General features: G+C 56.3%; 20 protein-coding genes and 1 riboswitch. Of the genes, 12 read left to right on the top strand and 8 right to left on the bottom strand.

Features of this window, described 5'->3' with window-relative positions; genetic code table 11:
* Positions 1-21: 21 nt before the first annotated feature.
* Positions 22-930 (bottom strand): lysophospholipid acyltransferase family protein, encoded by a 909-nt coding sequence (locus E5Q11_RS15235; protein WP_135804318.1) that lies wholly within the window; start codon positions 928-930, stop codon positions 22-24.
* A 90-nt stretch (positions 931-1020) separates the two neighbouring features.
* Positions 1021-1689: a YrbL family protein gene (locus E5Q11_RS15230; protein ID WP_135804317.1), complete on the bottom strand. Its 669-nt coding sequence runs from the start codon at positions 1687-1689 to the stop codon at positions 1021-1023.
* 2 nt (positions 1690-1691) lie between these two features.
* On the opposite strand from E5Q11_RS15230, the gene E5Q11_RS15225 reads away from it, so the two are divergent.
* Positions 1692-2360 carry an SGNH/GDSL hydrolase family protein gene (locus E5Q11_RS15225; protein WP_225315054.1) on the top strand — a complete coding sequence of 223 codons (669 nt, stop codon included), beginning with the start codon at positions 1692-1694 and terminating at the stop codon, positions 2358-2360.
* Here E5Q11_RS15225 and E5Q11_RS15220 read toward each other — a convergent pair.
* The 4 genes from E5Q11_RS15220 to lpxL are packed head-to-tail and all read right to left on the bottom strand — an operon-like array spanning position 2341 to position 6419.
* Positions 2341-3417, bottom strand: coding sequence for a glycosyltransferase (locus E5Q11_RS15220; protein ID WP_135804316.1), 1077 nt, complete (start codon positions 3415-3417; stop codon positions 2341-2343). The genes E5Q11_RS15225 and E5Q11_RS15220 overlap by 20 nt on opposite strands.
* Positions 3418-4530: a glycosyltransferase family 4 protein gene (locus tag E5Q11_RS15215; protein WP_135804315.1), complete on the bottom strand. Its 1113-nt coding sequence runs from the start codon at positions 4528-4530 to the stop codon at positions 3418-3420. It lies immediately after the preceding gene.
* Positions 4527-5474, bottom strand: a complete 948-nt coding sequence (locus E5Q11_RS15210; RefSeq protein WP_135804314.1) for a mitochondrial fission ELM1 family protein — start codon at positions 5472-5474, stop codon at positions 4527-4529. The genes E5Q11_RS15215 and E5Q11_RS15210 overlap by 4 nt, the downstream gene beginning before the upstream one ends.
* A complete protein-coding gene (gene lpxL, locus E5Q11_RS15205; RefSeq protein WP_225315055.1) occupies positions 5475-6419 on the bottom strand; it encodes an LpxL/LpxP family Kdo(2)-lipid IV(A) lauroyl/palmitoleoyl acyltransferase in 945 nt (314 codons plus the stop codon).
* 138 nt (positions 6420-6557) lie between these two features.
* Between lpxL and waaA the strand changes: the two genes are divergently transcribed.
* The gene (waaA, locus tag E5Q11_RS15200; RefSeq protein ID WP_135804312.1) at positions 6558-7832 is read left to right on the top strand and encodes a lipid IV(A) 3-deoxy-D-manno-octulosonic acid transferase; all 1275 of its coding nucleotides are present in this window, start codon (positions 6558-6560) and stop codon (positions 7830-7832) included.
* A 5-nt stretch (positions 7833-7837) separates the two neighbouring features.
* On the opposite strand, the gene E5Q11_RS15195 is transcribed toward waaA, so the two are convergent.
* Positions 7838-9214 carry a TolC family outer membrane protein gene (locus E5Q11_RS15195; RefSeq protein ID WP_135804311.1) on the bottom strand — a complete coding sequence of 459 codons (1377 nt, stop codon included), beginning with the start codon at positions 9212-9214 and terminating at the stop codon, positions 7838-7840.
* Between the two features lie 108 nt (positions 9215-9322).
* Positions 9323-9446: riboswitch (TPP riboswitch) on the top strand.
* Positions 9447-9517: 71 nt separating this feature from the next.
* On the opposite strand from E5Q11_RS15195, the gene thiC reads away from it, so the two are divergent.
* From thiC to E5Q11_RS15160, 7 genes are all read left to right on the top strand, one after another.
* The gene (gene thiC, locus E5Q11_RS15190) at positions 9518-11395 is read left to right on the top strand and encodes a phosphomethylpyrimidine synthase ThiC (protein WP_135804310.1); all 1878 of its coding nucleotides are present in this window, start codon (positions 9518-9520) and stop codon (positions 11393-11395) included.
* 479 nt (positions 11396-11874) lie between these two features.
* Entirely contained in the window at positions 11875-12492 is a 618-nt protein-coding gene (locus E5Q11_RS15185; protein ID WP_135804309.1) for an NUDIX domain-containing protein, read from the top strand.
* Between the two features lies 1 nt (position 12493).
* Positions 12494-12976, top strand: coding sequence for a DUF1249 domain-containing protein (locus tag E5Q11_RS15180; protein ID WP_135804308.1), 483 nt, complete (start codon positions 12494-12496; stop codon positions 12974-12976).
* Between the two features lie 199 nt (positions 12977-13175).
* Complete coding sequence (gene cpdA / locus E5Q11_RS15175) at positions 13176-13982, top strand: 3',5'-cyclic-AMP phosphodiesterase (protein ID WP_135804391.1); 807 nt, start codon at positions 13176-13178, stop codon at positions 13980-13982.
* Positions 13983-14098: 116 nt separating this feature from the next.
* The gene (locus tag E5Q11_RS15170; RefSeq protein ID WP_135804307.1) at positions 14099-16228 is read left to right on the top strand and encodes a type VI secretion system Vgr family protein; all 2130 of its coding nucleotides are present in this window, start codon (positions 14099-14101) and stop codon (positions 16226-16228) included.
* Positions 16191-17036: a DUF4123 domain-containing protein gene (locus E5Q11_RS15165; RefSeq protein ID WP_228260643.1), complete on the top strand. Its 846-nt coding sequence runs from the start codon at positions 16191-16193 to the stop codon at positions 17034-17036. Before E5Q11_RS15170 ends, E5Q11_RS15165 begins: the two co-directional genes overlap by 38 nt.
* A 12-nt stretch (positions 17037-17048) precedes the next feature.
* Positions 17049-19649, top strand: coding sequence for a LysM peptidoglycan-binding domain-containing protein (locus E5Q11_RS15160; RefSeq protein WP_135804305.1), 2601 nt, complete (start codon positions 17049-17051; stop codon positions 19647-19649).
* Between the two features lie 8 nt (positions 19650-19657).
* Here the strand turns inward: E5Q11_RS15160 and E5Q11_RS15155 are convergent, their stop codons facing one another.
* Positions 19658-20719: a formylglycine-generating enzyme family protein gene (locus E5Q11_RS15155; RefSeq protein WP_135804304.1), complete on the bottom strand. Its 1062-nt coding sequence runs from the start codon at positions 20717-20719 to the stop codon at positions 19658-19660.
* A 259-nt stretch (positions 20720-20978) separates the two neighbouring features.
* Here E5Q11_RS15155 and E5Q11_RS15150 point away from each other — a divergent pair, with 259 nt between their 5' ends.
* The 3 genes from E5Q11_RS15150 (at position 20979) to gcvH (ending at position 22443) form a co-directional block, all read left to right on the top strand.
* Positions 20979-21281 carry a TM2 domain-containing protein gene (locus tag E5Q11_RS15150; protein ID WP_135804303.1) on the top strand — a complete coding sequence of 101 codons (303 nt, stop codon included), beginning with the start codon at positions 20979-20981 and terminating at the stop codon, positions 21279-21281.
* Between the two features lies 1 nt (position 21282).
* Entirely contained in the window at positions 21283-21981 is a 699-nt protein-coding gene (locus tag E5Q11_RS15145; RefSeq protein WP_135804302.1) for a DUF3592 domain-containing protein, read from the top strand.
* A 69-nt stretch (positions 21982-22050) separates the two neighbouring features.
* The gene (gene gcvH / locus E5Q11_RS15140) at positions 22051-22443 is read left to right on the top strand and encodes a glycine cleavage system protein GcvH (protein WP_135804301.1); all 393 of its coding nucleotides are present in this window, start codon (positions 22051-22053) and stop codon (positions 22441-22443) included.
* Positions 22444-22466: the final 23 nt, after the last annotated feature.

Genomic DNA, 22466 nt, shown 5'->3' with positions numbered 1-22466 from the left:
CATCGGCTGCGGCCGCGGGATTTACTTACACACCCGTCCCGGCTTGTAAGGGTGCGGCAGGCCCGGCGGCCGATGGCGGAAGCGTTTGTATTCCCACTGGTACTGCTCCGGCACTTCCCGCACCACCTTTTCGATGGAGGCGTTAAGCGCCGTTGTGGCGGTGACTGGGTCCGGGTCGTTGATGCCCGGTTCGCATTCGCGAATGATCAGTTTGAAGCCCTGGCCGTCTTTCAGCCGCTTTGAGTAAGTGATCAGGGGTTTAGCGCCGGACTTTTGAAGAAGCTTGGACACCAGTGTCATGGTGCGAACATCGATGCCGAAGAAGGGCGCATAAGCATTGCCTTTGCCTCTGGGGCTCTGGTCCGGAAGAATACCGGCGACTTCGCCTTCCCGTAACAGGGCAATCAGCCGTGCCAGCCCGCGACGGTCGCCACGGACCAGTTCAGAACCCATGCGCCCGCGAACGCGGATCATATAATCCTCGAATTCCTGAATGCGTGGCGGGCTGTAGAGGGCGGCCATGCGGTAGCGGGATGAAAAAAACAGGCCTGTGAGTTCCCAGTTACCCAGGTGCGGTGCCAGCAATAGCAGGCCCCGGCCGTCTTTCTTGGCGTCTGCCAGCAATTCCTCGCCTTCAATCTCCCGGATCAGTCCCATACAGCGTTCCACCGGCCACTCCCACATCAACGGGATTTCCATCATGGTCTGGGCAGTGTGGCGCAGGCTTGAACGCACCATCTGATCATGTTGCTCACCGGTCAGTTCCGGCATACACATTCTCAGATTGATGTCGGTCACGGTGCGGTACTTGGACCGGGACAGCCAGCTGATCATGCCCAGAAAGCGGCCAATAGCCTGGGCAGCGCGCAGGGGCAATTTTCCGGCCAGGCGAAGAACGGTAATCAGAAAGGTTGCTTTGGTCAGGGCCATAATCCAGAGGGCAGTCAACGGGTAAAAGCGTTTCCGGAAGCTATCACCATAAGGCGCATGTGGCAACGCTGGTGAGGTTTGGTGGGCTGCTTACAATTTCTGGGACTCAGCCCAGGATCTGTCGCGGTCACCGGTCTCCCAGTCGATTCGCAGGTAAAAGCGCCGGATGCGGCGGGTGATATAACGCTTGCGCCAGGCCGGCACAGCGGCGAGTCTGTTTGGCACGGATGGCGCACCCAGTCCGTCCACCAGAAACAGTTCGGGTTGCCCCCGCCTGTCTGCAATTACCAGGTTATGGGGCAGCAAATTACGGGTGAGGATACCGGTTTCCAGCAGCCAGCTGCAGAATCTTTCGACAGCAGCCTGTGCGCGCTGATCAAACCCACGCTGTCGCAAATAGTGTTCGAGAGTTTGGGCCGGCGTGCCATCGGCGTTGGCCAGGAATTCGCTAACGTTGGCTGTGCCTAGAGAGGTCTCAACCGTGCCGTAAAAACGGGGCAGGTGAGCCCAGATAAGGTCCTCTCTACCCCTTGAAATGAGTGTTCTAAGGGCCTGCTGGCGATGGGCCCTGATTTCCTGATGATTGTCATTGATTCGGTCGCGGCCGAGCGCTTTTTTGGGCCATGCCTGCCGCTGGAAACGGGCCTCAATGTTTTCAGGTCGCAGCACTTTCAGACACAATGCGGGATCCTGCGGGTGAAGGTAACAGTGCCGGTTGTAGCCAGAGGCAAAAGGTTTGCAGGCTGACAGGTCAATCATCAATGAGAAGCCACATTATGGACGGTTGTATTGCCTACGGTGATTGTAATACCGAAGGGCTGAAAGGTTACCGGGAAAAGCTCTGGCCGGAAATGGTAGCAGAACAGGCTGGCCTGGCGCTGACCAACTGTGGTCACACCATGTGTACAACCCGTGAACTGCGTCACTATGCGGCAGATTTTCCGCCTGGCAACTTCCAGCTGGCGTTTATTCAGTATGGTCTGGTGGACTCGTGGGTGACCTTTCGCGGTGCACCCTATGTGCTGTATTACCCGGATAGCCCAGGCCGAAAAATCGCCAGAAAGCTGGTCAAGAAGCTCAAGAAATGGGCGCGCAAGTTCCGGTTGCAGCAGCGTCTGGGCGAAAGGGAGCAGGTGCCACTGGATAAATACCTGGCCACTATTGCGGCGGTCGTCCGGTCGGCTCCACAAACCCGTTTTGTGCTGGTCGCCACGCCTTTTAATCTGGATGAGCCCCGAAATCCGCGAATCCGCCGCTACAACCAGGCCCTGGAATCGCTCGCTGGGCGTGAGCCAAACGCGGTATTTGCGGATGCATCGGAGCGGTTATGGGAGTCCAGAAAACGAACCATGATGGCTGACGGGACGCATCTGGCCGCAGACGGGCATCGCATCATGGCAGAGGCGGTCATCAACGCCCTGTCGCATTAGCGCCCAGCAGCTCCCGATAGAAGTGTTCGGTCTTCGATACCATTGTCTCAAGGCTGAGCTGTTCCGCGGCACGCTGAAAGCTGCTCTGAAAGCGTGCTGAAAGTGAACCCGGGGTTGAGTCACCGACCCCAAGGTTAGCCGTGACGAGATCTGCAATATCCTCGACGCTGTCTGAACTGGCAATAGCGCTATCCGGCAGAAAATCCCTGACCCCGCTGACCGGCGTGGACAGCACGGGGCACTCGGCCCGCAAGGCTTCCACCATGATGTAGGGAAACCCTTCGCGGCTGGAACTGATGATGCAGGCGGTGGCGGCCTTCAGCCAGGGAAGAACCCTGGGTTCATGGCCGGGCAGCAGAATCCTGTCACCGGCGCCTGACTGGCTGATCAGTGATTCAAGCTGCGATCTTTGGCTGCCGTCCCCCAGAATTACCAGCGTGCCAGGGCTGGCGCTCTGGGCCCAGGCCCGGATCAGCCGGTCGAATTGTTTGACCGGCTCGAGTCGACCTGCGGCCAGCAGCAGGGGTCGCTCCCGGGGAATCGGGAAACCGGGGTTCGGGTCGGGGCTGTCAGGCTCTTTATCTTTCAGGCCGTTGTAGATTAGCCGTTTGTTGGGATGGTTAACGGCGCTCTCTATTTCGCGGCTGACCCCGATCACTCCGTCCAGCTGATTGAATGCTCGGTGAGAACTCTTGGTGCCATGAAGTGTGCCCAGGATGCGGGTTGACCTGTTGCCAGACGTCCGGGGAATACTGCCGACCAGACTGGCGGCCTTGTTGCCCTGTGCATGCACAATGTCCGGCGTGATGGATTTCAGCGCGCGCCGGAGCCGGTGCTTTAGCCAGGGATTGCGGCGGTCAAGCTGGACCGGTAGCGAATGCACCTGAACGGATTCCGCAAACCGATGGCTGTACGCCTTATGGGCCAGGAGATGAACCTTGTGGCCACGCTCTGAAAGTGCCGCTGCCAGATCCGCTGTGTGCTTTTCCATACCGCCCCAGCCGGTGCCGGGGGTGGCCATAACCAGGGCGATTGTCAGCGGACCGGTGGTGTTCATTCAGTTTGCCTGACGCTGCGCAAGCAGATTCTCATACACTTCCAGCGTCGAATCGGTCTGGGCTTCCAGGCGGAACCGCCATGGAATTGTGATTGACGGGAAGGGGTCGTCCAGAAGCCGTATTGCAGTCTTTGCGAAGCCCTCAACGTCATCGGGCGGCACCAGACCTTCCTTGAAACAGGCCTGCAGCGTTTCCGCCACACCTCCGCGGTCGTAGGCGACAACCGGGGTGCCAGAGGCCAGTGCCTCGGTAACCGTTCGGCCGAAAGGTTCCGGTTTGGTACTCATGTGGCAGACCAGATCGGCCAGCAGATAGAGCGTTGTCATGTCATTTCGCTGACCCAGAAAACTGACCTTCTCAGTCAGGCCCAGGCGAGCCCGCTCTTTCTCGAGTTCTTCCAGAAAATGCTCTTTCCCAGGCTCGGCGCCGCCTACGATGATGCCGTGGCAATCCGACCTGTCTCCAATCAGCTGAGCCATCATGGCCAGGAAATCCAGTTGGCCTTTCCAGCGCGAAATCCGGCCTGGCATCATAATGATTTTCTGGCCGTCCAGTTGGGGGTATTGTCGGAACCAGCGATCCCGCCATTGTTGGCTCAGCTCCCGCTGCCGGAAAGCATCCACATCCACGCCTCGCTGGATGACGGTAAGTTTCTCTTCCGGCACTGAATAGTAGTTACGAACATACTCCTGCACGCACCTGGATACGACGATGACGTGATCAGCCCGGGTCATGATGGCACTGTAGGGGGTCACGGAGTACATGCCGTGGAAAGTGGAGACCACCGCCGGGCGTTCACGGGCAGGCAAGCTTTTCAGGGCCAGAAAAATGATCCAGGCCGGCATGCGGGAGCGCACATGCACGATGTCGGGCTTCAGCTCCAGCAGCAGTTTCCGCATTGGCAGAATCTGCCCGAAAGATGCCGGGTTTTTCCGGTGAATGGGCATGAAGATATGGGTCGAGCCCTGGCCGCGTAGCTGTTCGGCCATGGGCCCGCCTTCGGAGACTACAAAGGATTCATGGCCGCGTTTGACCAGATCCGCTGCAAATTCCACGGTGCCGCGCTCTACGCCGCCGCTGTGTAGGGCGGGAAGTGCCTGCAATACCCTCATGCGCCGGTTCCTGGTGTCAGATTCCGGATCAGCCATCGGGCGGCGCGGTCTGCTTCCCAAAGCTGGCCGGAGTCGGAGATTCTTCCGGCCATCACAGTGGCATGATTGGCCCAGGATGCCACATAGCCCTTTTCCAGGAGCCGGTTGATGCCATTGGCGACGCGGCTTCCCGGTTTCGATGCCAGTTCAAAAATCCCGGTGGGTACACTGGAGGTGATGGCTTCGCAGACCATAGAGCCGCTGTCCGGAGTGACCCAGGCGGCCCGGGATGCGGACAGTTGGTGGGTCAGCCAGTTTTGATGAGTACGAGTGTGATCAACCACAGTTACCTTCAGGTTTGCCATTTCGTTCAATCGTGACACTACCGAATCCGGAGTCCGTCTTGAAGCGCTGATGGTCCATCGCCACTCCCGGTAGCGCCCCATGAGTTCAGTAATTTGGCCGACCACTAGGTCGTCGTCCCACTGGAAATGATCCGATGGTCCTCCCACCAGAATGAGCGCCTCCGGCTTTTCGGTGATTCTTGCCAGTGGGGTGACAGCGTTTATGACGCCCTCTGTCACCAGAATGTTTTTGGGATCTGCCGGCGGGTTGTCGTGGGCCGGGATGATCGCTGCAGTGACCCAGCCAAGGGGAAACCCGGGTTTCATCAGTACGACGGTTTTTGCATTTTTCCGGCGCCTGAGTGCCAGGAGCAACCGGTGGGTGCCGTGCCCGGCGGCGATAACAAGGTCGGGCCGGTTTGGCGGTGCATCCAAAGCCGGGGCAACACCCAGTAGAGCACGCCAGAGGGGTACCTTTACCTGTGTGGCGTCAATGCTGCTGATATCGGCGCCAGCCAGAACCCGCAGCCGATTGCCCAGGCCTCTCAGTTGGCTGATGTGGCCGGGTCTGTCGTCCTGTAGCAGCCATACCACGGGGGGCCGGAAATCTGGCGCAGCCATTCAGTGATCACCCTTCCTATACAGGCTGGGGTCCTGCTTTGAAGGCCGGGTCTTGAAGCGGCGATGCATCCACAGGTACTGGTCCGGCTGCTTCCGGATTTCGTTTTCGATGGTCTGGTTGACCAGGGTGGCGTCTGCCAGATCGTCGCCGCTGGGGAAATTCTGCAACGGGGGCTGGAAGTAGATGTCGTAACCCAGACTGTCTGTGCGCCGGAAGTGGCTGAACGGCACAATGGCACATCCGCTACTTTTTGCGATCCGCGAGGTGGCTGTAATAGAGCCGGCGGGGACGCCAAAAAAGGGCGCAAACACGATGTCCTTGCGACCGTAATCCTGATCGGTGGCGTACCAGACGATCCGGTTCTTCTTCAGCTGCCGCAGCAGGCCGCGCAGGTCTCTGGCATCCAGCGCCTGGCCATATCGCCGTTCCCGGGCGCGGGTCATGACCGCGTTGATCAGCGGGTTGTTGTGGTCCCGTTGCATCACGTCGGCCTGAATAAACTCTGTGACCAGGCTGCCTCCAAGATCCAGCGTGCTGTAATGGCCGCCAAGCAGCAGCACGCCTTTGCCCTTGGCCAGGGCATTGTCCAGATGGTGCAGGCCGTGGACTTTGGTGATTGGCAGGAAAGATTCAGGATTCCGGAACCAGGCCACCCCCAGCTCCATCACCCCGATGCCGTTGGCCCGGAAAGACTGTTTTACCAGTGCCTGCTTTTCTTTCTCGGACAGCTCCGGGAAGCAAAGCCGTAGGTTGACTTCGGTGATATGTCGGCGGCCTTTGATAAAGCGCCAGGTCAGGTCGCCGATCCTCTCGCCCAGCCACCACTGAAATCGCAAAGGAAGCTGCGCCACCGCCCAGATCAGGAAAATCAGAAGCCAGGTTGGCCACCAGCGGGGGTGAAGGTAGCTGGAGTATCGGGTGTCACGCTGTTTCTTTTTAGCCACAGAGATTTGTGCTCGTTCGGGTTTGTCAGGAGTGAAGTCTAGCAGGGTCCCGGTGATGGGCTAAAGCACGGCACTCGGCAGACGTTCCGGATGGCTTTATGTAGAATGTTGTCCGCACCGTTCCTGCCTGGGGTAACAATGCTTCATTTTCTCTATTCGCTGTTCTTCCGCATCGCCTTGCCGTTTGTGATTCTTCGGCTCTGGTGGAACGGCCGAAAGAACGCCGACGGTTTTGTTCATTGGCAGGAGCGCCTGGGTTATGTCACGCCCGCCCCGAAACCGGTTATCTGGGTGCATGCGGTTTCGGTGGGGGAGACCATTGCCGCGGCGCCGCTGGTAAAGGCTCTGCTCAGACGGAATCCGGATATTCCCATTCTGATGACCGCCATGACTCCGACTGGCTCAGCCAGGGCCAAAGCGATGTTCGGCGATCAGGTTTTATACGCGTTTTCACCCTATGACACCCCGGGAGCCGTCCGTAGGTTTGTGGACCGCGTTCAACCCAGGGCTCTGGTCATTATGGAAACCGAACTGTGGCCGAACATGATCAGCCTCAGCCACCGGCGGAATGTACCGATTTTCCTGATCAACGCCCGGCTGTCCGAGCGATCGGCCAAAAAGTACAGTCGAGTGGCTTCATCCGTTCGTCCGCTGCTTCGGAGCATCCGATGGATTGCCGCCCAGGCAGAGGAAGACGCCAACCGGTTTCTTAAAATAGGGGCAACGCCATCCTCGGTGTCGGTCACCGGCAGCATCAAATTTGATGTGGAAATCTCTGAAGATACGCGGAATGATGCAACTGCCCTGCGGGAAAAGCTGGGTGAGGATCGGCCCATCTGGATTGCGGCGAGCACCCACGAGGGGGAGGATCGCCAGATTCTTGAGGCCCACCGGGCTCTGCTGGAAAAACATCCGACGGCGCGGCTGATTATCGTACCGCGACACCCGGAACGGTTCTCGGCGGTGGCGGCGTTGATCGCTTCCATGGGGTTGGGCGTTCAGCGACGTTCAGAGGCGCAGGAAGAAGCTGAAGGCTGCGACATCGGGGGGTGTCAGGTTTACCTCGGGGATACCATGGGCGAATTGCTGATGCTGTACGGGGTGGCGGATGTCGCTTTCGTCGGCGGCTCGCTGATTGAGCGGGGCGGGCATAATCCGCTGGAGCCAGCCGCCTGGGGGTTGCCGGTGGTGTCGGGTCCTCACATTTTCAATTTCGAGACGATCTACAATCAGTTGGACGCCGGCAAGGGCTTTTTCATGACACCTTCCGCCGAGTCTTTAGCCGATTGCGTCAGCATGCTTTTCGATGACCCGGAAAAAGCGGTCGAGACAGGGCAGAACGCTCTGGATGTGGTCAATGCCAACCGCGGCGCATTGCAACGGGTCGTGGATGGCATTGTCGAGCGAGTCTGAACCCCTTATTGAGTGGGGTCGTTCAGAGTGTCTTCTTCATTGGCCAGCGCTTCGATGCCGGGGGCCGAGGCGCTTAGCCAATTGTTCAGATCGGCCAGGTCCTGGGGGTTGAGGGTTCCTGCTGACTGCTTCAACTGCAGGGAGTTGACGACATAGTCATACCTGGCATCGGCGAAATCCCTCAGCGCGACGTAGTAATTTCGCTCGGCATCGAGAACCTCAACGATATTCCTCGTGCCCACCTCATAGCCTGCTCGGGTTGCGTCCAGCGCGCTGCGGCGGGAAATAATGGTTTGCTCCAGCGCTGAGGCGGACTCGATGTTGGTGTTCACTGTGCGGTAAAGGCTACGGGTGTTTACCCTAATATCCCGGCGAATGGTTTCCAGCGTTTGTTCAGCTGCGATAACCAGCGATCTCTGCTGACGCACGCCCGCCTTTGTGCCACCACCCAAGTACAAGGGGATATTCAGGGTAACGCCGATCTGGGCTTCGGTCGTGGTGCCGTCCCGCTGCCCCTGGGCAGTGGCTGTCTCGATGCCGTCGATGTCAGATCTGCCATAAGATGCATTCAGGTCCAGCGTCGGCAGGTGGCCGGATTTTGCCGTCTTGAGGTTGGCTTCCGTGGAGTTCAGCTCATAAATTGCAGACTGGATCTGCCAGTTCTGCTCCAGGGCCAGGTTTTCCCAGGCCGAGGGGTCCATCGGTTCGGGGCGACCCAATGGAAAATTACGGCGCAGGTTATTCAGATCTTCCTCATATTCGCCGGTCAGCCGCGCCAGCTGTTCCCGAGCAATGGCCAGGTCGCTTTCGGCTGCAATGCGCTGGCTTTTGCTGGCATCGTAGGTGGCTCTGGCTTCATAGACTTCAGTAATGGCAATCAGGCCGACATCAAAGCGCTCCTGGGCCTGTTCGTATTGGCGCTGAAACGCGGCCTCTGCTGAACGTGACACGGTCAGGCTGTCTGCCGCACGTAGAACCCCAAAGTAGGCTGTAGCGACATCGAGAATCAGTTGTTGTTGAGCCAGGTTGTATTCGGCCCGTGCGGATTCAGTCTGAAACTGGCTGGCGTCATACCTGAACCATTCGTCGGCACGGAACAATGGCTGTGTAAGGCGAACACCATAGGCCAGTGTGGTGTAGTCAGCATCCTGATTCGGGCCGTCTACATCGTTCCAGTTTCCTTCACCGAAACCGACTATTTCCGGCAGAAGTGCGCTGCGGGTAACGTCGCTGGCGGCCTGCTGGGCTTCAAAGGTGGCCTCGGCAGTGGCGATGCCGGAATCGTAGGAGAGCGCTTTCCGGTAGGTCTCCACCAGATCCATGGACAGAGCGGGCTGGGCTGCCAGAAGGCCAATAACCCCGGAAAGCAGACGTTTGTTCATGATATCTCCTAATGTTAGCGCGCGCGACGAGCCCGCATTATGGACAATAATGGGGTTGACCTCTACACTTGTGAATGACACTGATTAACACTGTCATCTATTTGAATTCGCGTCTTGACGGGGTGCTGACGCCAGAACATCTAAAACGTTCTGGCAGCTGGCTGAGATTGCATCGCAGAACCCGCGACCTGATCCGGATAATACCGGCGTAGGGATTAAGACTTCTGAACGCGCATTACGCCATCCAGCGTGAATCCGCCTCCGTCATACGCGACCCGAAATCCAACCTTCAGGGGGCGCAACATGACCGAACTTCCTTCTTACCTCAGCGATTCTGCCAAAGTCGATTCAGCCGCGATCACTCCGCTGCCTCAATCCCGCAAAATATACGTACAGGGTAGCCGACCCGATCTTCGGGTGCCTATGCGGGAAATTACCGTGGGTGACACGCCAACGGATATGGGTGGCGAGAAAAACGCACCGGTTCTGGTCTATGACACTTCCGGCCCCTACAGCGACCCGGAAGCTACCATTGATCTTCGCAAAGGCCTCAAGCCAATCCGCTCGGCCTGGATCGAAGAGCGCGGCGATGTGGAGCAGCTTGAAGGCTACACCTCCGAATTTACCCGTCGCCGGATGAAAGATCCCCAGCTTGATCCGCTTCGATTCATGGACGAGCGCAAACCCCTGAGAGCCAAACCGGGCAAGAACGTCAGCCAGATGCACTACGCCCGCCGGGGCATCATCACGCCGGAAATGGAATTCATCGCGATTCGCGAGAACATGAAACTGGAAGAGGCGCGGGAGCAGGGGCTGCTGAAAGACCAGCATCCGGGACAGTCTTTCGGTGCGTCTTTGCCTCAGCAAATTACCCCGGAGTTTGTCCGTGACGAGGTCGCCCGCGGCCGCGCCATCATCCCGAACAACATAAACCACCCGGAAACTGAACCGATGATCATTGGTCGCAATTTTCTGGTGAAGATCAACGGCAATATTGGTAACTCTGCGGTTAGCTCCTCTATCGAGGAAGAAGTTGAAAAACTGACCTGGGGCACCCGCTGGGGCTCCGACACCATCATGGATCTGTCCACCGGTAAGAACATCCACGAAACCCGGGAATGGATCATCCGCAACTCGCCGGTCCCGATTGGCACCGTACCCATCTACCAGGCACTGGAAAAAGTCGGCGGTGTGGCCGAGGACCTGACCTGGGAGATATTCAAGGACACGCTGATTGAACAGGCAGAGCAGGGTGTGGATTACTTCACGATTCATGCGGGTGTTCGCCTGCATCACGTGCCTATGACCGCCAAACGTACCACCGGCATTGTTTCCCGGGGTGGCTCCATCATGGCCAAGTGGTGCCTGGCTCATCACAAGGAAAGTTTCCTGTACGAGCACTTCGAAGACATCTGTGAAGTCATGAAGGCCTACGATGTTGCGTTCAGCCTCGGCGACGGCCTGCGCCCCGGCTCGATTGCCGATGCCAACGACGAAGCCCAGTTCGGCGAACTGGAAACCCTGGGCGAACTCACCAAGATTGCCTGGAAGCATGATGTCCAGTGCATGATCGAAGGCCCTGGCCATGTGCCCATGCAGTTGATTAAGGAAAACATGGACAAGCAGTTGGAATGCTGTGATGAGGCACCTTTCTATACCCTCGGGCCGCTGACCACGGACATTGCTCCAGGCTATGACCACATCACATCGGGCATTGGTGCCGCGATGATCGGCTGGTTCGGTTGCGCCATGCTCTGCTATGTCACCCCGAAAGAGCATCTAGGCCTGCCCAACAAGGATGATGTGAAAACCGGCATCATCACCTACAAAATCGCCGCCCACGCGGCCGACCTGGCCAAAGGCCACCCCGGTGCCCAGATTCGTGACAACGCCTTGTCCAAGGCCCGTTTCGAGTTCCGCTGGGAAGACCAGTTCAACCTCGGTCTTGACCCGGACACCGCCCGCGCGTTCCACGACGAAACCTTGCCGAAGGATTCCGCCAAAGTGGCCCACTTCTGTTCCATGTGCGGCCCGAAGTTCTGTTCCATGCAGATTTCCCAGGAAGTTCGGGAGTATGCCAAAGAGCATGGCATTGATGAGGTTTCCGCGGTGGACGTTGGTATGAAGGAGAAATCCCGGGAATTTGTGGAGGCTGGGTCTAAGCTTTATGACAAGGTCTGAGTTGGGTGCCTGGTTTACGCAGGACTGATAGTGTCGAGTCTGAGCCTGGCAGGCACCCCTGTTCAAGAAACGCTCCTTGCGGCCCATCCCTGGGTCGCTTGGGTTCCGCCATCCATGGCTCCGCACATTCTTGAACAGGGGTGCCCACCAGGCCCTTTCGATACTTCGCGGAATTCGCTTTAAAATGACAATTATTAACGAGGCCCGTTGAAATTCTGTCGTCTGCCACGTGTTTGCTCTCCTTGCGTTACCATGCGGATAGCCCATTGCCAGATAGGCCGCGGCGGGGTGATCTTCCCAAAACTGTGCGGAGCCATGGATGGCGGAGCCCAAGCGTCACATGAATGTGCCGAAGGAGCGTGTTTTGGGAAGATCACCTCGCCGCGGCCAAGCACCAAAACACGCAGGCTGGTGCAGAAGCTTGCAGCACTACCAAAGCAACGGCTATCGTTCAAAATCGATCCATAGCCAGGTGCAGTATGACCAAACCATTCCAGTTTAACGCCAGCGACGTGACTGTCGAAAAACGCGAAACCGTTTTCCAGGGATTCTTCCGCATGGACAAGCTCTGGCTGACCCATCGGCGTTTTGATGGCGAAGAAATGCCCACCTTTACCCGGGAACTCTTCATCCGCGGCGACGCCACCTGCGTACTACCCTACGATCCTGATCGGGACGAGGTCGTCCTGCTGGAACAGTTTCGGCTGGGCGCCCTGGGCCGCGATCAGTCGCCATGGCTGCTGGAACTGGTTGCCGGCATGAACGAAGAAGGCGAGTCGCCCGAAGAAGTGGCCCAGCGTGAAGGCCAGGAAGAAGCGGGGCTGACCTTCAAGCCACTGGATAAAATCTGCGATTATCTTGTCTCTCCCGGGGGAACCACGGAACTGATCCATCTGTATTGCGGTCGTATCAGCACTGAATCCGCTGGTGGGCTGTTTGGCATGGAAGACGAGCACGAAGACATCCGAGCTCACGTATTCAGTGCCGACGAAGCCATCGCAATGATTTATGATGGACGCATCAACAACGCTGCCGCGATTATTGCGCTGCAGTGGTTGCAACTGAACCGCCCGCGCCTGCGGGAAGGCTGGAGTTAGAATGACCGAATGGGCAATGAAGCCCCGCCGCTATGTACCGGACCTGAAACGGTTCGGGGCGCTGTGCGACGGCAATTACATGCGACTGCACCGCCTTCGAAAACTGGAGGCGGGCGGCCAACCCGTTTGTGAATTCGAACTTCACAGGCAGGACCAGTATCTGGGCAGGGTGCGCATTCAGGTTTTGCAGGTGGCGAAGTTCACCGAAACCCTGCTTCTTGAACAGATCCACAACGCCGGGCGCTGGCTGAACAACCCGCAACTGACCGTTCGCGTCTACCACGATGCCGCGATGGCAGAAGTGATCAGTTGCTATCGCGACCGCCAGATTGCACCGGTGAATGATTACCCGAACCGTTTTATGCACCACCCCGACGAAAAAGTGCAGGTGAACAGCTTTCTGGCTGACTGGCTCGATTATTGTCTGCGATTCGGGCACCTGCCGATGGAGCACTCCGTCTGGTCGGGTGAAGGCGTGGACTAAGGTTGTATGTCGGGATAATGGCCTTCTGCCATAGGATTGACGCCTTCGGAGTGTGTCGAAGTTGTCAAAATCGGCAATTGGAAAGGGCAGTCTGAACGGAATGTGATGGGATTCGGGACGCTGAGGCTTAATCCCCATAATCTGAACACCATTCCTTTTAAAGTGCTCAATGAGCGCAAGCGTTGAAGCCAAGAGTGTCATGACAGAAAACGACCACCAATTGCCTCTTCGGGTATTGCAGATCACAGACCCCCACTTGATGGCTGATCCGGCCGGTGCGCTTTTGGGCGTAAACACCCGAGACAGCCTGGCTGCAGTCATCGATAAGGTGCTGCAGGACCACGGCCAGCCTGATCTGATTCTGGCAACCGGTGATATTGCCCAGGATGCTTCGGAAGAGGCCTATCGTTTTTTCGGCGAAAAGCTGGAGGTTTTTGACTGTGAGTCCGTCTGGATTGCGGGCAATCATGACGATTCCAGGGTATTGACCCGGATCGCCACCGAGCTGAATACCAGTTCGCGCCACGTGATAACGGGTGGCTGGCAATTTGTGCTTCTGGATAGCTCTGTGCCAGGCAAGGTCCACGGCGAACTTGCAGAGTCAGAGTTGGAGTTTCTTGAAAAAACCCTGACAGAAAATCCCGATCAACCTGCGATGGTCGCGCTTCATCACCATCCGGTGGATATTGACGCCCGGTGGATGTCCACCATCGGCTTGCGGAACAACGATGATTTCTGGCGGATTGTGGACCGCTTCCCCCAGGTAAAAACTGTTTTGTGGGGGCACATCCACCAGGTTTATGACGAGTACCGCAAAGGTGTCCGATTGCTGGCGACGCCATCGACCTGCATCCAGTTCACTGCCGGCTCTGAAAAGTTTTCGGTGGAAGAAAAGTCGCCGGGATATCGCTGGTTTGAAATGATGCCCAATGGCGAATTCAGTACAGAAGTGAAGCGTTCTGAGGACTTCACCTTTGAACTGGATATGAACAGTACCGGATACTAGTCCGGTAATCCGCTTCCGGCGGGGTACTGTCATCGATAGATTAACCTGTATATAATTGCGAGGCTGCGCAGGAAGCGCACATGTAAAAGCCATCTGGATCTTCAAGGACCGAAGACATGCCCCAGGCAAGTGGACTGCAGTTCACCGCCACCATTGGCGGACTCCCCCGGGATTTTTTCAGCGTCGTCGGCTTCGAGCTGACCGAAAGCCTGTCGAGCCTGTTTGTCGGCCGGCTGGACCTGGCCAGTACCTTCTCGGATATTTCCGCGTCTGACGTACTGGAAAAGCCCGTCGACCTGGTGGTCTGGCAACACGGCGAACCCCTGCGTCGATTTACCGGCGTGGTCAACGAATTCGCCCGGGGCGACACCGGCCACCGCCGTACCCGCTACGAAGTCATCATCCAGCCGCCGCTGTGGCGTTTGGGCCTGATGCACAACAGCCGCATCTTCCAGACCCAGACCACCGACGCCATTGTAAAAACCCTGCTGGAAGAGCGGGGCATCATCGACACCACCTTCGATCTGAAACGGGTTCCCGAAGAGCGGGAATACTGCGTCCAGCATCGGGAAAGCGATTTATCCTTCCTGGAACGCCTTGCTGCCGAAGAAGGTTGGCACTACCGGTACAGCCACGGCGACGTCAACGGCGAAGAACAGCCCCAGCTGATCATCGCCGACCACCACGGCGATGCCCCGAAGCTTCCAGATTCCGAATACAACGCCAAAGCCGGCGGCAGCACCCAGCAACCCGCCATCTTCCGTTTCAGCTATCAGGAACGGGTCAGAGCCGCCTCCGTGGCCATGAAGGACTACACCTTCAAGAACCCCGCCTACGCCCTGATGCACGAACACCAGGCCGATAAGCTGGACGCCCAGCGGGAAGACTACCAACACTACGATTACCCCGGCCGATTCAAAGCCGACGCCAGCGGCCAGCCGCTTACCGAATCCAGGTTGGATGGCCTTAGAAACGACGCCAGCACCGCCACCGGCAAAAGCAACCGCCCGGACTTCACCCCCGGCGCCAAGACCGAACTCACCGAACACGACAACGACACCCTGAACCGGGAATGGCTGTTCACCAGCGTTACCCACAAAGGCGAACAGCCCCAGGCTCTGGAAGAAGAGGGGGGCAGTGGCCCCACCACCTATCACAACGACTTCCAGGCCATTCCGGCAGACCGAACCTGGCGGCCAAACCCCAACACCATCAACCGCCCACTCATGGACGGCCCCCAGATCGCCATCGTCACCGGCCCGGACGGGGAAGAGATTCATTGCGATGAACATGGAAGAGTCAAAGTAAGATTCCCTTGGGACAGATACTCCAAAAATGATGAACACTCCAGCGCCTGGCTAAGAGTCAGCCAGGGTTGGGCCGGCGGCCAGTATGGATTCATGGCCCTGCCCAGAATCGGCCACGAAGTCATCGTGTCCTTCCTGGACGGCGACCCGGATCAGCCGATCATCACGGGCAGAACCTATCACGCCACCAACACACCACCCTACGCGCTGCCGGAACACAAAACCCGTTCCACCTTAAAAACCCAGACCCACAAGGGCGAGGGCAGTAACGAACTGAGATTCGAAGACGAAGCCGACAAACAACAGATCTACGTCCATGCCCAGAAAGACCTGGACCTGCTGACGGAAAACAACCGCACCGAAGTTGTCAAAAACGACAGCCACCGCACGGTGGAGAACAACGACTTCAGCCATATCAAAGCCAACCAGCACAGCACGGTGGGTGGTGAGAGACGGGATTCCATCGGCGGGGATTACAGTCTCACCGTTAACGGCAGCCACCACAGCAAACAGGGCAAAAACCAGCTCATCGAAGCCGGCAGCGAGATTCATCACAAAGCTGGTATGAAGATTGTGATCGAAGCTGGCGCTGAAGTGACTCTTAAGGCCGGTGGTAGTTTTGTGAAGGTGGATCCGAGTGGCGTGACGGTGTCCGGGCCTATGGTGAAGATGAATTCCGGGGGTGGGCCGGGGAGTGGAAGTGGCGTTTCAGCGCAGGCGCCAGATCTACCCGGCATTGTCTCAACGATCGGTGAAAAGGTTACGCCGGACTCTCTTGAAGAGGTGGGTCAGAGGTCAAACTTTGAAGGTTCACTGATCCAGTCTTCTTCGCTGGTTCCGGAAAAAACCGTTGTGGCAGCGGCCAAAGCGGGTGGCCTGCTCGTCGCCGCATGTGAATTTGATGATGATGGAAACTGTAAGCTTCATGACCACGCCTGAGATCAAGACAGTAGAACAGCCTGCCAATGTCGATTTCGCCATCATTGACCTCGCAATTGATGAGTCAATGCTCGGATGGGTTTACGAACAAATGCTGCAGCAGCCCATCCAATGGGGCAGTCTCTATCAGGGAACCGAGTGGCGTGAGCGCTGGAGGGCTGGCCCTATACTGGTCGAACTCCGTGGCGTTGAGGATAGTATTCCAGAATTGGCAAAAGAGTTTTCCAAAGAGCCGAAGGGTTTATTTGTCAGCGCTACAGAGATGCCCTTCGATGAGATTCTAGAGCGCTTCACGCAACAAGCCCTTGTTGATTACCACGGGAAACTGGCGGCTTTCCGGTTCTATGAACCCCGGCACTTCACAGAATTTCTCACGGCTCTGACCACCGACCAGAGGGAGTTACTGGTTCTGCCCGGTAGCGAATGGTCATGGCATGATTCTGAAAGCTGGCAGCTTTATGCGTCGTCGCACCCGGCATCCTGGAGTGACACGAAGGTCGGCTCGATCAAGCTGTCAGACGAACAGATTGGGCATTTTGAGAAACTCAAACGGCTGAAAAGAGCCAGGTCTCTGGCGACATACTATCGGGGCTGGATCTCGGCGGAGGAGCCGGAAAAGGCGGTTTATGAGCATCTGGAAACTGCCAGAAAGGAAGGTCTGGATCGGACTGCAGACCAGGAACGCTGGCTCAGGCTTGCGCTGGCTTTGTCCAGCCCGGTAGAAAAATCCGCGGCATGGCGTGAACTGGCAGGGAATGACCAACTCACGCCTCGTCAGAAGCTCGCCAAAATGGAAGAGACCGTTTAAAAGGACGCAAGGATGCAGACTTATATCGTTCAGTCAGGTGACACGCTTTCGGACATTGCCTCTCGTTTCAATACGTCCGTCGATGAGCTGTTGAAAAAGAATGAACAGGTGAACAACCGGGATTACATTCAGGTTGGGTGGAAGATCCGGGTTCCGTCTGCTCAGGATCGGGCGGGTTTTCCCGAACCGAAGACGGATGCGGCTGACCCAGCATCAGACAGCGCGGTTTCTGCACCCTGTTCCGAGTGCGTGGTTGATGTGATTCACGTGACGGGCAGCCCCGACGAAACTTGGTGCGAAGCCCTGCCAGAGAGTGCTGCCGAAGAATTTCACCGCGAAGTTGACGCTGTTCAGGCGCTGATGGATGAGTACCGCGCTCTTAGCAAGGAGGTACCAGAACCCGATTCGGCAGACTATGAACAGAAAATTATTGAGCATCGCGGAAAGAAGTCCGAATGGTTGAAGAAAGCTGTGGATGCCGGACTTCTCGAAAGGAATGAGACCGATGAGGCTGGTGAAGCGCTCCAAATAAGTGAGCGCCAAAAACTTGAGGCTCAGCTTGCTGAGATCCGGGAGGAGATCCGATTTTACGAAAATTATCGCCCATTCAGCATGCTATCGCCCGGCAGAATTCAGTCTGACGCCAACACCGAAAATGAGAATTGGAAACTGCTTCAGCAAGAAAAGCTGAATGCCCTTGCCCATGACGAAGCGAATATCGAGAGAGCGCTGTCAGCTCACCCGGCTGATTCCTCATTGCAAAAGCAACAGAAACTAACAGAAACCGGCCCGAAAAAAAGTTCAGAAGATGGAGCTTCTGAGTATGCGCCGTTTTCCGATGGGGTAGCCGCTGAGGACATGTCCGGTAAAGGTGCGGCAGCAAGCTCAACCAGGAAGTCCGGCAAAGGCGGGCAGGCCCGTATCGTTGAAGTGATGTTGTTCAGCCGGGGGAATCGTCTGAGCTATGTGCGTGCGGACTTCCTGCAGCAATTCCGCACAAAGCACCGCTTACTGGCGATACGTAAAACGGTGAAGATCGCTTCGATGCTCACCGGTGGTCGATCAAAATTGAGTATCGGTGATCTTGTAGGGCAGGTGAAAGAGCAAATCGAGGCGGACCGTCGCAAAGGGAAGCTCGGTGATGTTGGCGTCAAGCTGGCTGAGTGGACGCTCAATGGCAAGGATAATCCGGAATGGGTTCAGTTTTTACAGAGCGAACATGAAACCCTTTGGAAAACAAACCTTGTCAATGGAACCTCAGATGAAACGACAACCATGGCGCTGGACAGCGAGGGGCATTTCATGCGCTTTGCGGCGGCCGCCAGTGCAGACATAGAAGGCCTGGACCCATCAACCGGCAGCTTTGATGTCGGATTCAATGCCAATGCATCGATGAGTCTTCTTGAAGGGAAAGTGGAATTTACCGGTTACATGCCTAACAAAGCAGGCTGGGACTGCAACTGGACCTACATTGATGCGAACGGACAACAGGCCAGACAGTCGTTTGGCAAGTTTCGCTTTGAGGGGCAGACGGTGCTGTCCTGCTTTGTTGGCGCAAAAGTATCAGGCCAGGCCAAGGTAGGTGTTTCCGGTGCAAACATGCTTCTGTCCAGCGCGCCAGGGATTGAATCCGAGGCCTCAGAGTTGGGCGCCGGCGCAAAAGTATCGGGTAATGCCTTTGCGGGCGCGGAAGCGGGTGGTGAGCTTGCAGGAAAGTTGGGATGGAAACCGCCAGTCAAAGCCGGTGAGGATAAGAAAGCATTTTCTGATCTGCTGGAATTAAAGGCATCTGGTCTTGTGGCGTTCGGGGCGGGGGCAGGTTTAGATTTTGAGTTCAAGGTTGGCAATGACTTTAAAACCGAGATCCACAGTCGGGCAAAGGTCGTGTTTGGTCCCGGCGCCAGTGGTGGATTTGGAACCGTAATTGATGGGGCCAAAGTCTGGACGCTCAGTCAGATGATTTGGGATATTCTTCAAGATGCAGACTATCGATTCCTCATGAATGTTCAAAAAGATCTTTTCGCAATGCTTGCAAAAGGTTTGGCGATTTCGCTCGTTGAACACGGTTTGTATATCAGAGATCTTTATGAAGAAGGACTTGTGGCAATCAACAGCCACTGGAGCGACTATCTCAACGAGGAAAGAGCCGCGTCGAAGCTCGCAGAGCAATTGCTATCTGGGGGATGGAGGCCAAACGTTCGAAGAGACGATGGGTCTTCATTACCACTCGGAAAATTACCGCCTGAAACTTTGGGGCCTCTCTGCTGGCGACTATCCGAAAGCTTTGCGTTTTCTTTTGAAACCAACCAAGAAAAGGCGTTGATTTATCTTTTGTCTCACATCAATTCCTGGCGCCAATTTATCGAAGTTCTAGAGCACATGGAGAAAGAAGGTAAAAAGGTGGGGGCATTCGAAAGCTTGGCTCGACTGCAGGCAATACTGGACTTCCGTCAGCAAGAAGAATTTGACCGTTGGATTCACCGGCTGCAAGCCGCTCGTTCCGGGCGGAAAAAACTGGAGATGATTTGGAGTCCCGTATCTCCAGGCTCCAAGCTAAACCAGGTCAAAGAGCAGTTGGCATACCTCGAGAACATTGATACCAGAATCGTTTAGCAACACTCCTATTTGGGTGCTCTTGTGGTACATCTGAATCCCAGCAAACGAGTATATTCCTTCTGGTTCGGTGGCAGTGCCGTCCTGCTGACTGTAAATGAGGAGTCGGGTGATACACCGTTGAACCCTCCCCGGAGCACTTTTTTGTCCGCCGAGGAGGGTCCGGTAGGATCTTTGATCGGGGACTCCGAATAGTAGGTTTCCGAGTACCAGTCAGAAACCCATTCTTTTGAGTTTGCCGCCATGTCATAAATACCAAGAGGGTTTGGTGGATAGCTACCGACCTTTTGGGTTTCTCCAAAACCATCACCGTCTTTGGGAAAATTTCGACCGGGATCAATCTCCCCATTATCCGTAGCCCAGATCAACCACCGTCCGCGACTCCGGGCCGCATACTCCCATTGCGCCTCGGTGGGTAGATCCATTTCCACACCTGCGAACTCCCCAACCCACTGGCAGTAATCCTGCGTTTCCTGCCAGTCTTTGGTCCAGGCAGGTTTTCTGGGATGGAACAGATCAGCTAGCTCTTCAGATTCTCGCCAGTCTTCGCGGTAGGGTTCTTTACCCTGCAATTCGCGGTACAGATCAAAGTCACCCATGGTGGTTTCATACTTGGAAATGCTAAATGAGGATAACTTCACTTCATGGACATGGTCGTTGCTGGTGTCCATGTCCATTCTGCAGCCTTGGCTTTTATCCCATTGGCACTCGATCACCCAGTCGCCCATCTGGAATGTGCCGCCTTCCACATAAACCATGTTTTCAAGGGCACGAACGGCCAGCTTTACGACTTCGCGTTCTTTATCGGCGGAAATGTCGGGGTATGTGTTCTCGACGCGTTGATAAATCGACTGGATTTCTTTGTCGCTCAGAGTGTTGCTGGTAACAGGTGGGGGAGATGAGCACCCCCAGATGGTGAGCAGTGCCAGGCAGGTGAAGATTGATCGCAACTGAAAGTCTCCGCTTTGTTTGATGGATTTCCTTATCCTGATTCTGATGTTACCAGAGAGGGGCGTTTCTGGCAGCGTCGGGATGAGTCCACTGCAAAAATTGCCTTCAGAATTCGCCAAAATCCGTGAGCCGGTTCAAATTAAATGCAGCTCCGGTTATCTTCTCGGTCGGACTGTTTTATAATTTCGACCGGCGACAGGACGTTGCCAGCGCCTGCTAGCAGGCGCCGCTGAGGCCACGGATGGATTTGCTTTAGAGTCCCTTCTTTTCGCCTAACGGCATCTGCTTTGCAGCGCAATTTCTGTTTGTCCTGTTGTCCGTCCAAATTGATGCCTGCCTGGAACTCGGGCTGGTTTACTTGTTCACGGAGGAATAATTGTGAATCAAACGGAACAACGCAAGAACCGGATTTTCGCTCTTCTGCTTGGCCTGCCACTTGGCTTTCTGGGCGCAGATCGTTTTTATCTTGGCAAGTGGAAGTCAGGCGTGTTGAAAGCCATTACTCTGGGTGGGCTGGGACTCTGGTGGTTTTTTGATAACGCCGCCATGCTCATTGACGCGTTTCTGCACTCTTTTGGCAGAGACACAGGATTCGTCAAGGATTCACAGGGGCAAGACCTGAATTACGGCCTGTCTTTCTGGAGAATCAAGAACGGACAGCTGGTCCGGGACTGGTTCTGATATGCGCGTCTACGATTTTCTGAAACTTGTATTCTCGATTGTGGGCGGAGCCCTGCTTCTGGGGGCTTTCGCGGCCTATCAGAGTACCTCGGGCTTTCTCGTTGATGCTCTTGAAGTTCCCGGAACGGTGACGGATCTTGTTTATGACCGTTCGGGAGATTCCAGTGCTTATTATCCTGTTGTTCAGTTCGAGGACGCGACCGGTCGCCCGATTGAATTCCGGTCTTCGTCCGGAAGTAACCCGGCCTCTTACAACGTTGGCGAGAAGGTCCCAGTGCTTTACACACCGGGTGAGCCGGAAAGTGCCCGAATCAACGGCTTTTTCTCGCTGTGGGGGCTGCCGTTGATTGTTGGCATTCTGGGAGGTGCCTTCTTTCTGGTCGGTGTTCTGATGATTCTGGTGCCCCTGATCCGCCGGAGCCGTGGCGCCAGGCTGCGCGAAACGGGCCAGCTTGTGGTGGCGAAGATCCAGGGGGTCGAGCAGAACACGGGGCTGGTGATGAATGGCCAGAGCCCGTTTCGAATCGTCACTCAATGGCAGAACCCAGCAACCGCGAGCGTTCATGTCTTTCGCAGTGACAACATCTGGTTTGACCCGACTGATCACATTCCCGGTGAGTCCGTGAACGTTTATATCCACCCGGATAATCCAAAGCGATACTGGGTTGATACATCGTTCCTGCCGAAAATGGCGTCCTGACAGTGTAGGTTAGCCCGTTCATCGTTCTTCGGTTAAACTGCCCGAAATTAGTCACCGGGGAGACCGACCATGAGTGAAACACCTCCAGATCTGAAATACATCGAAACCCATCAGTGGGTACGTGCGGCGGATGACGGCACCGCGACCGTCGGCATCACCGATTTCGCCCAGGACCAACTGGGCGATGTGGTTTTTGTGGGCGTTCCCGAGGTGGGTGTGACGGTCAATGGTGGCGAGGAAGCTGGCGTTGCCGAGTCGGTGAAATCCGCGTCGGATGTGTTCAGCCCAGTCACAGGTGAAGTCATCGAGGTGAACGAGGCTCTGGAAGAAGAGCCGGAGCTGGTCAATGAAGATCCCTATGGTGATGGCTGGCTGTTCAGGGTCAGACTAAAAGATCAGGGTGAGCTTGACGGGCTTATGGATGCCAGCGCCTATGCGGCTCATGTTGCAGACGCGGAGTAGCATCGGCCGCCAGGGCTGCGCCT

Origin of the sequence: Marinobacter confluentis, from assembly GCF_004785685.1 — a bacterium.
Taxonomy (GTDB): domain Bacteria; phylum Pseudomonadota; class Gammaproteobacteria; order Pseudomonadales; family Oleiphilaceae; genus Marinobacter; species Marinobacter confluentis.
The sequence above is the reverse complement of the archived record's forward strand: the minus strand, read 5'-3'. Positions and strand labels throughout refer to the sequence as shown.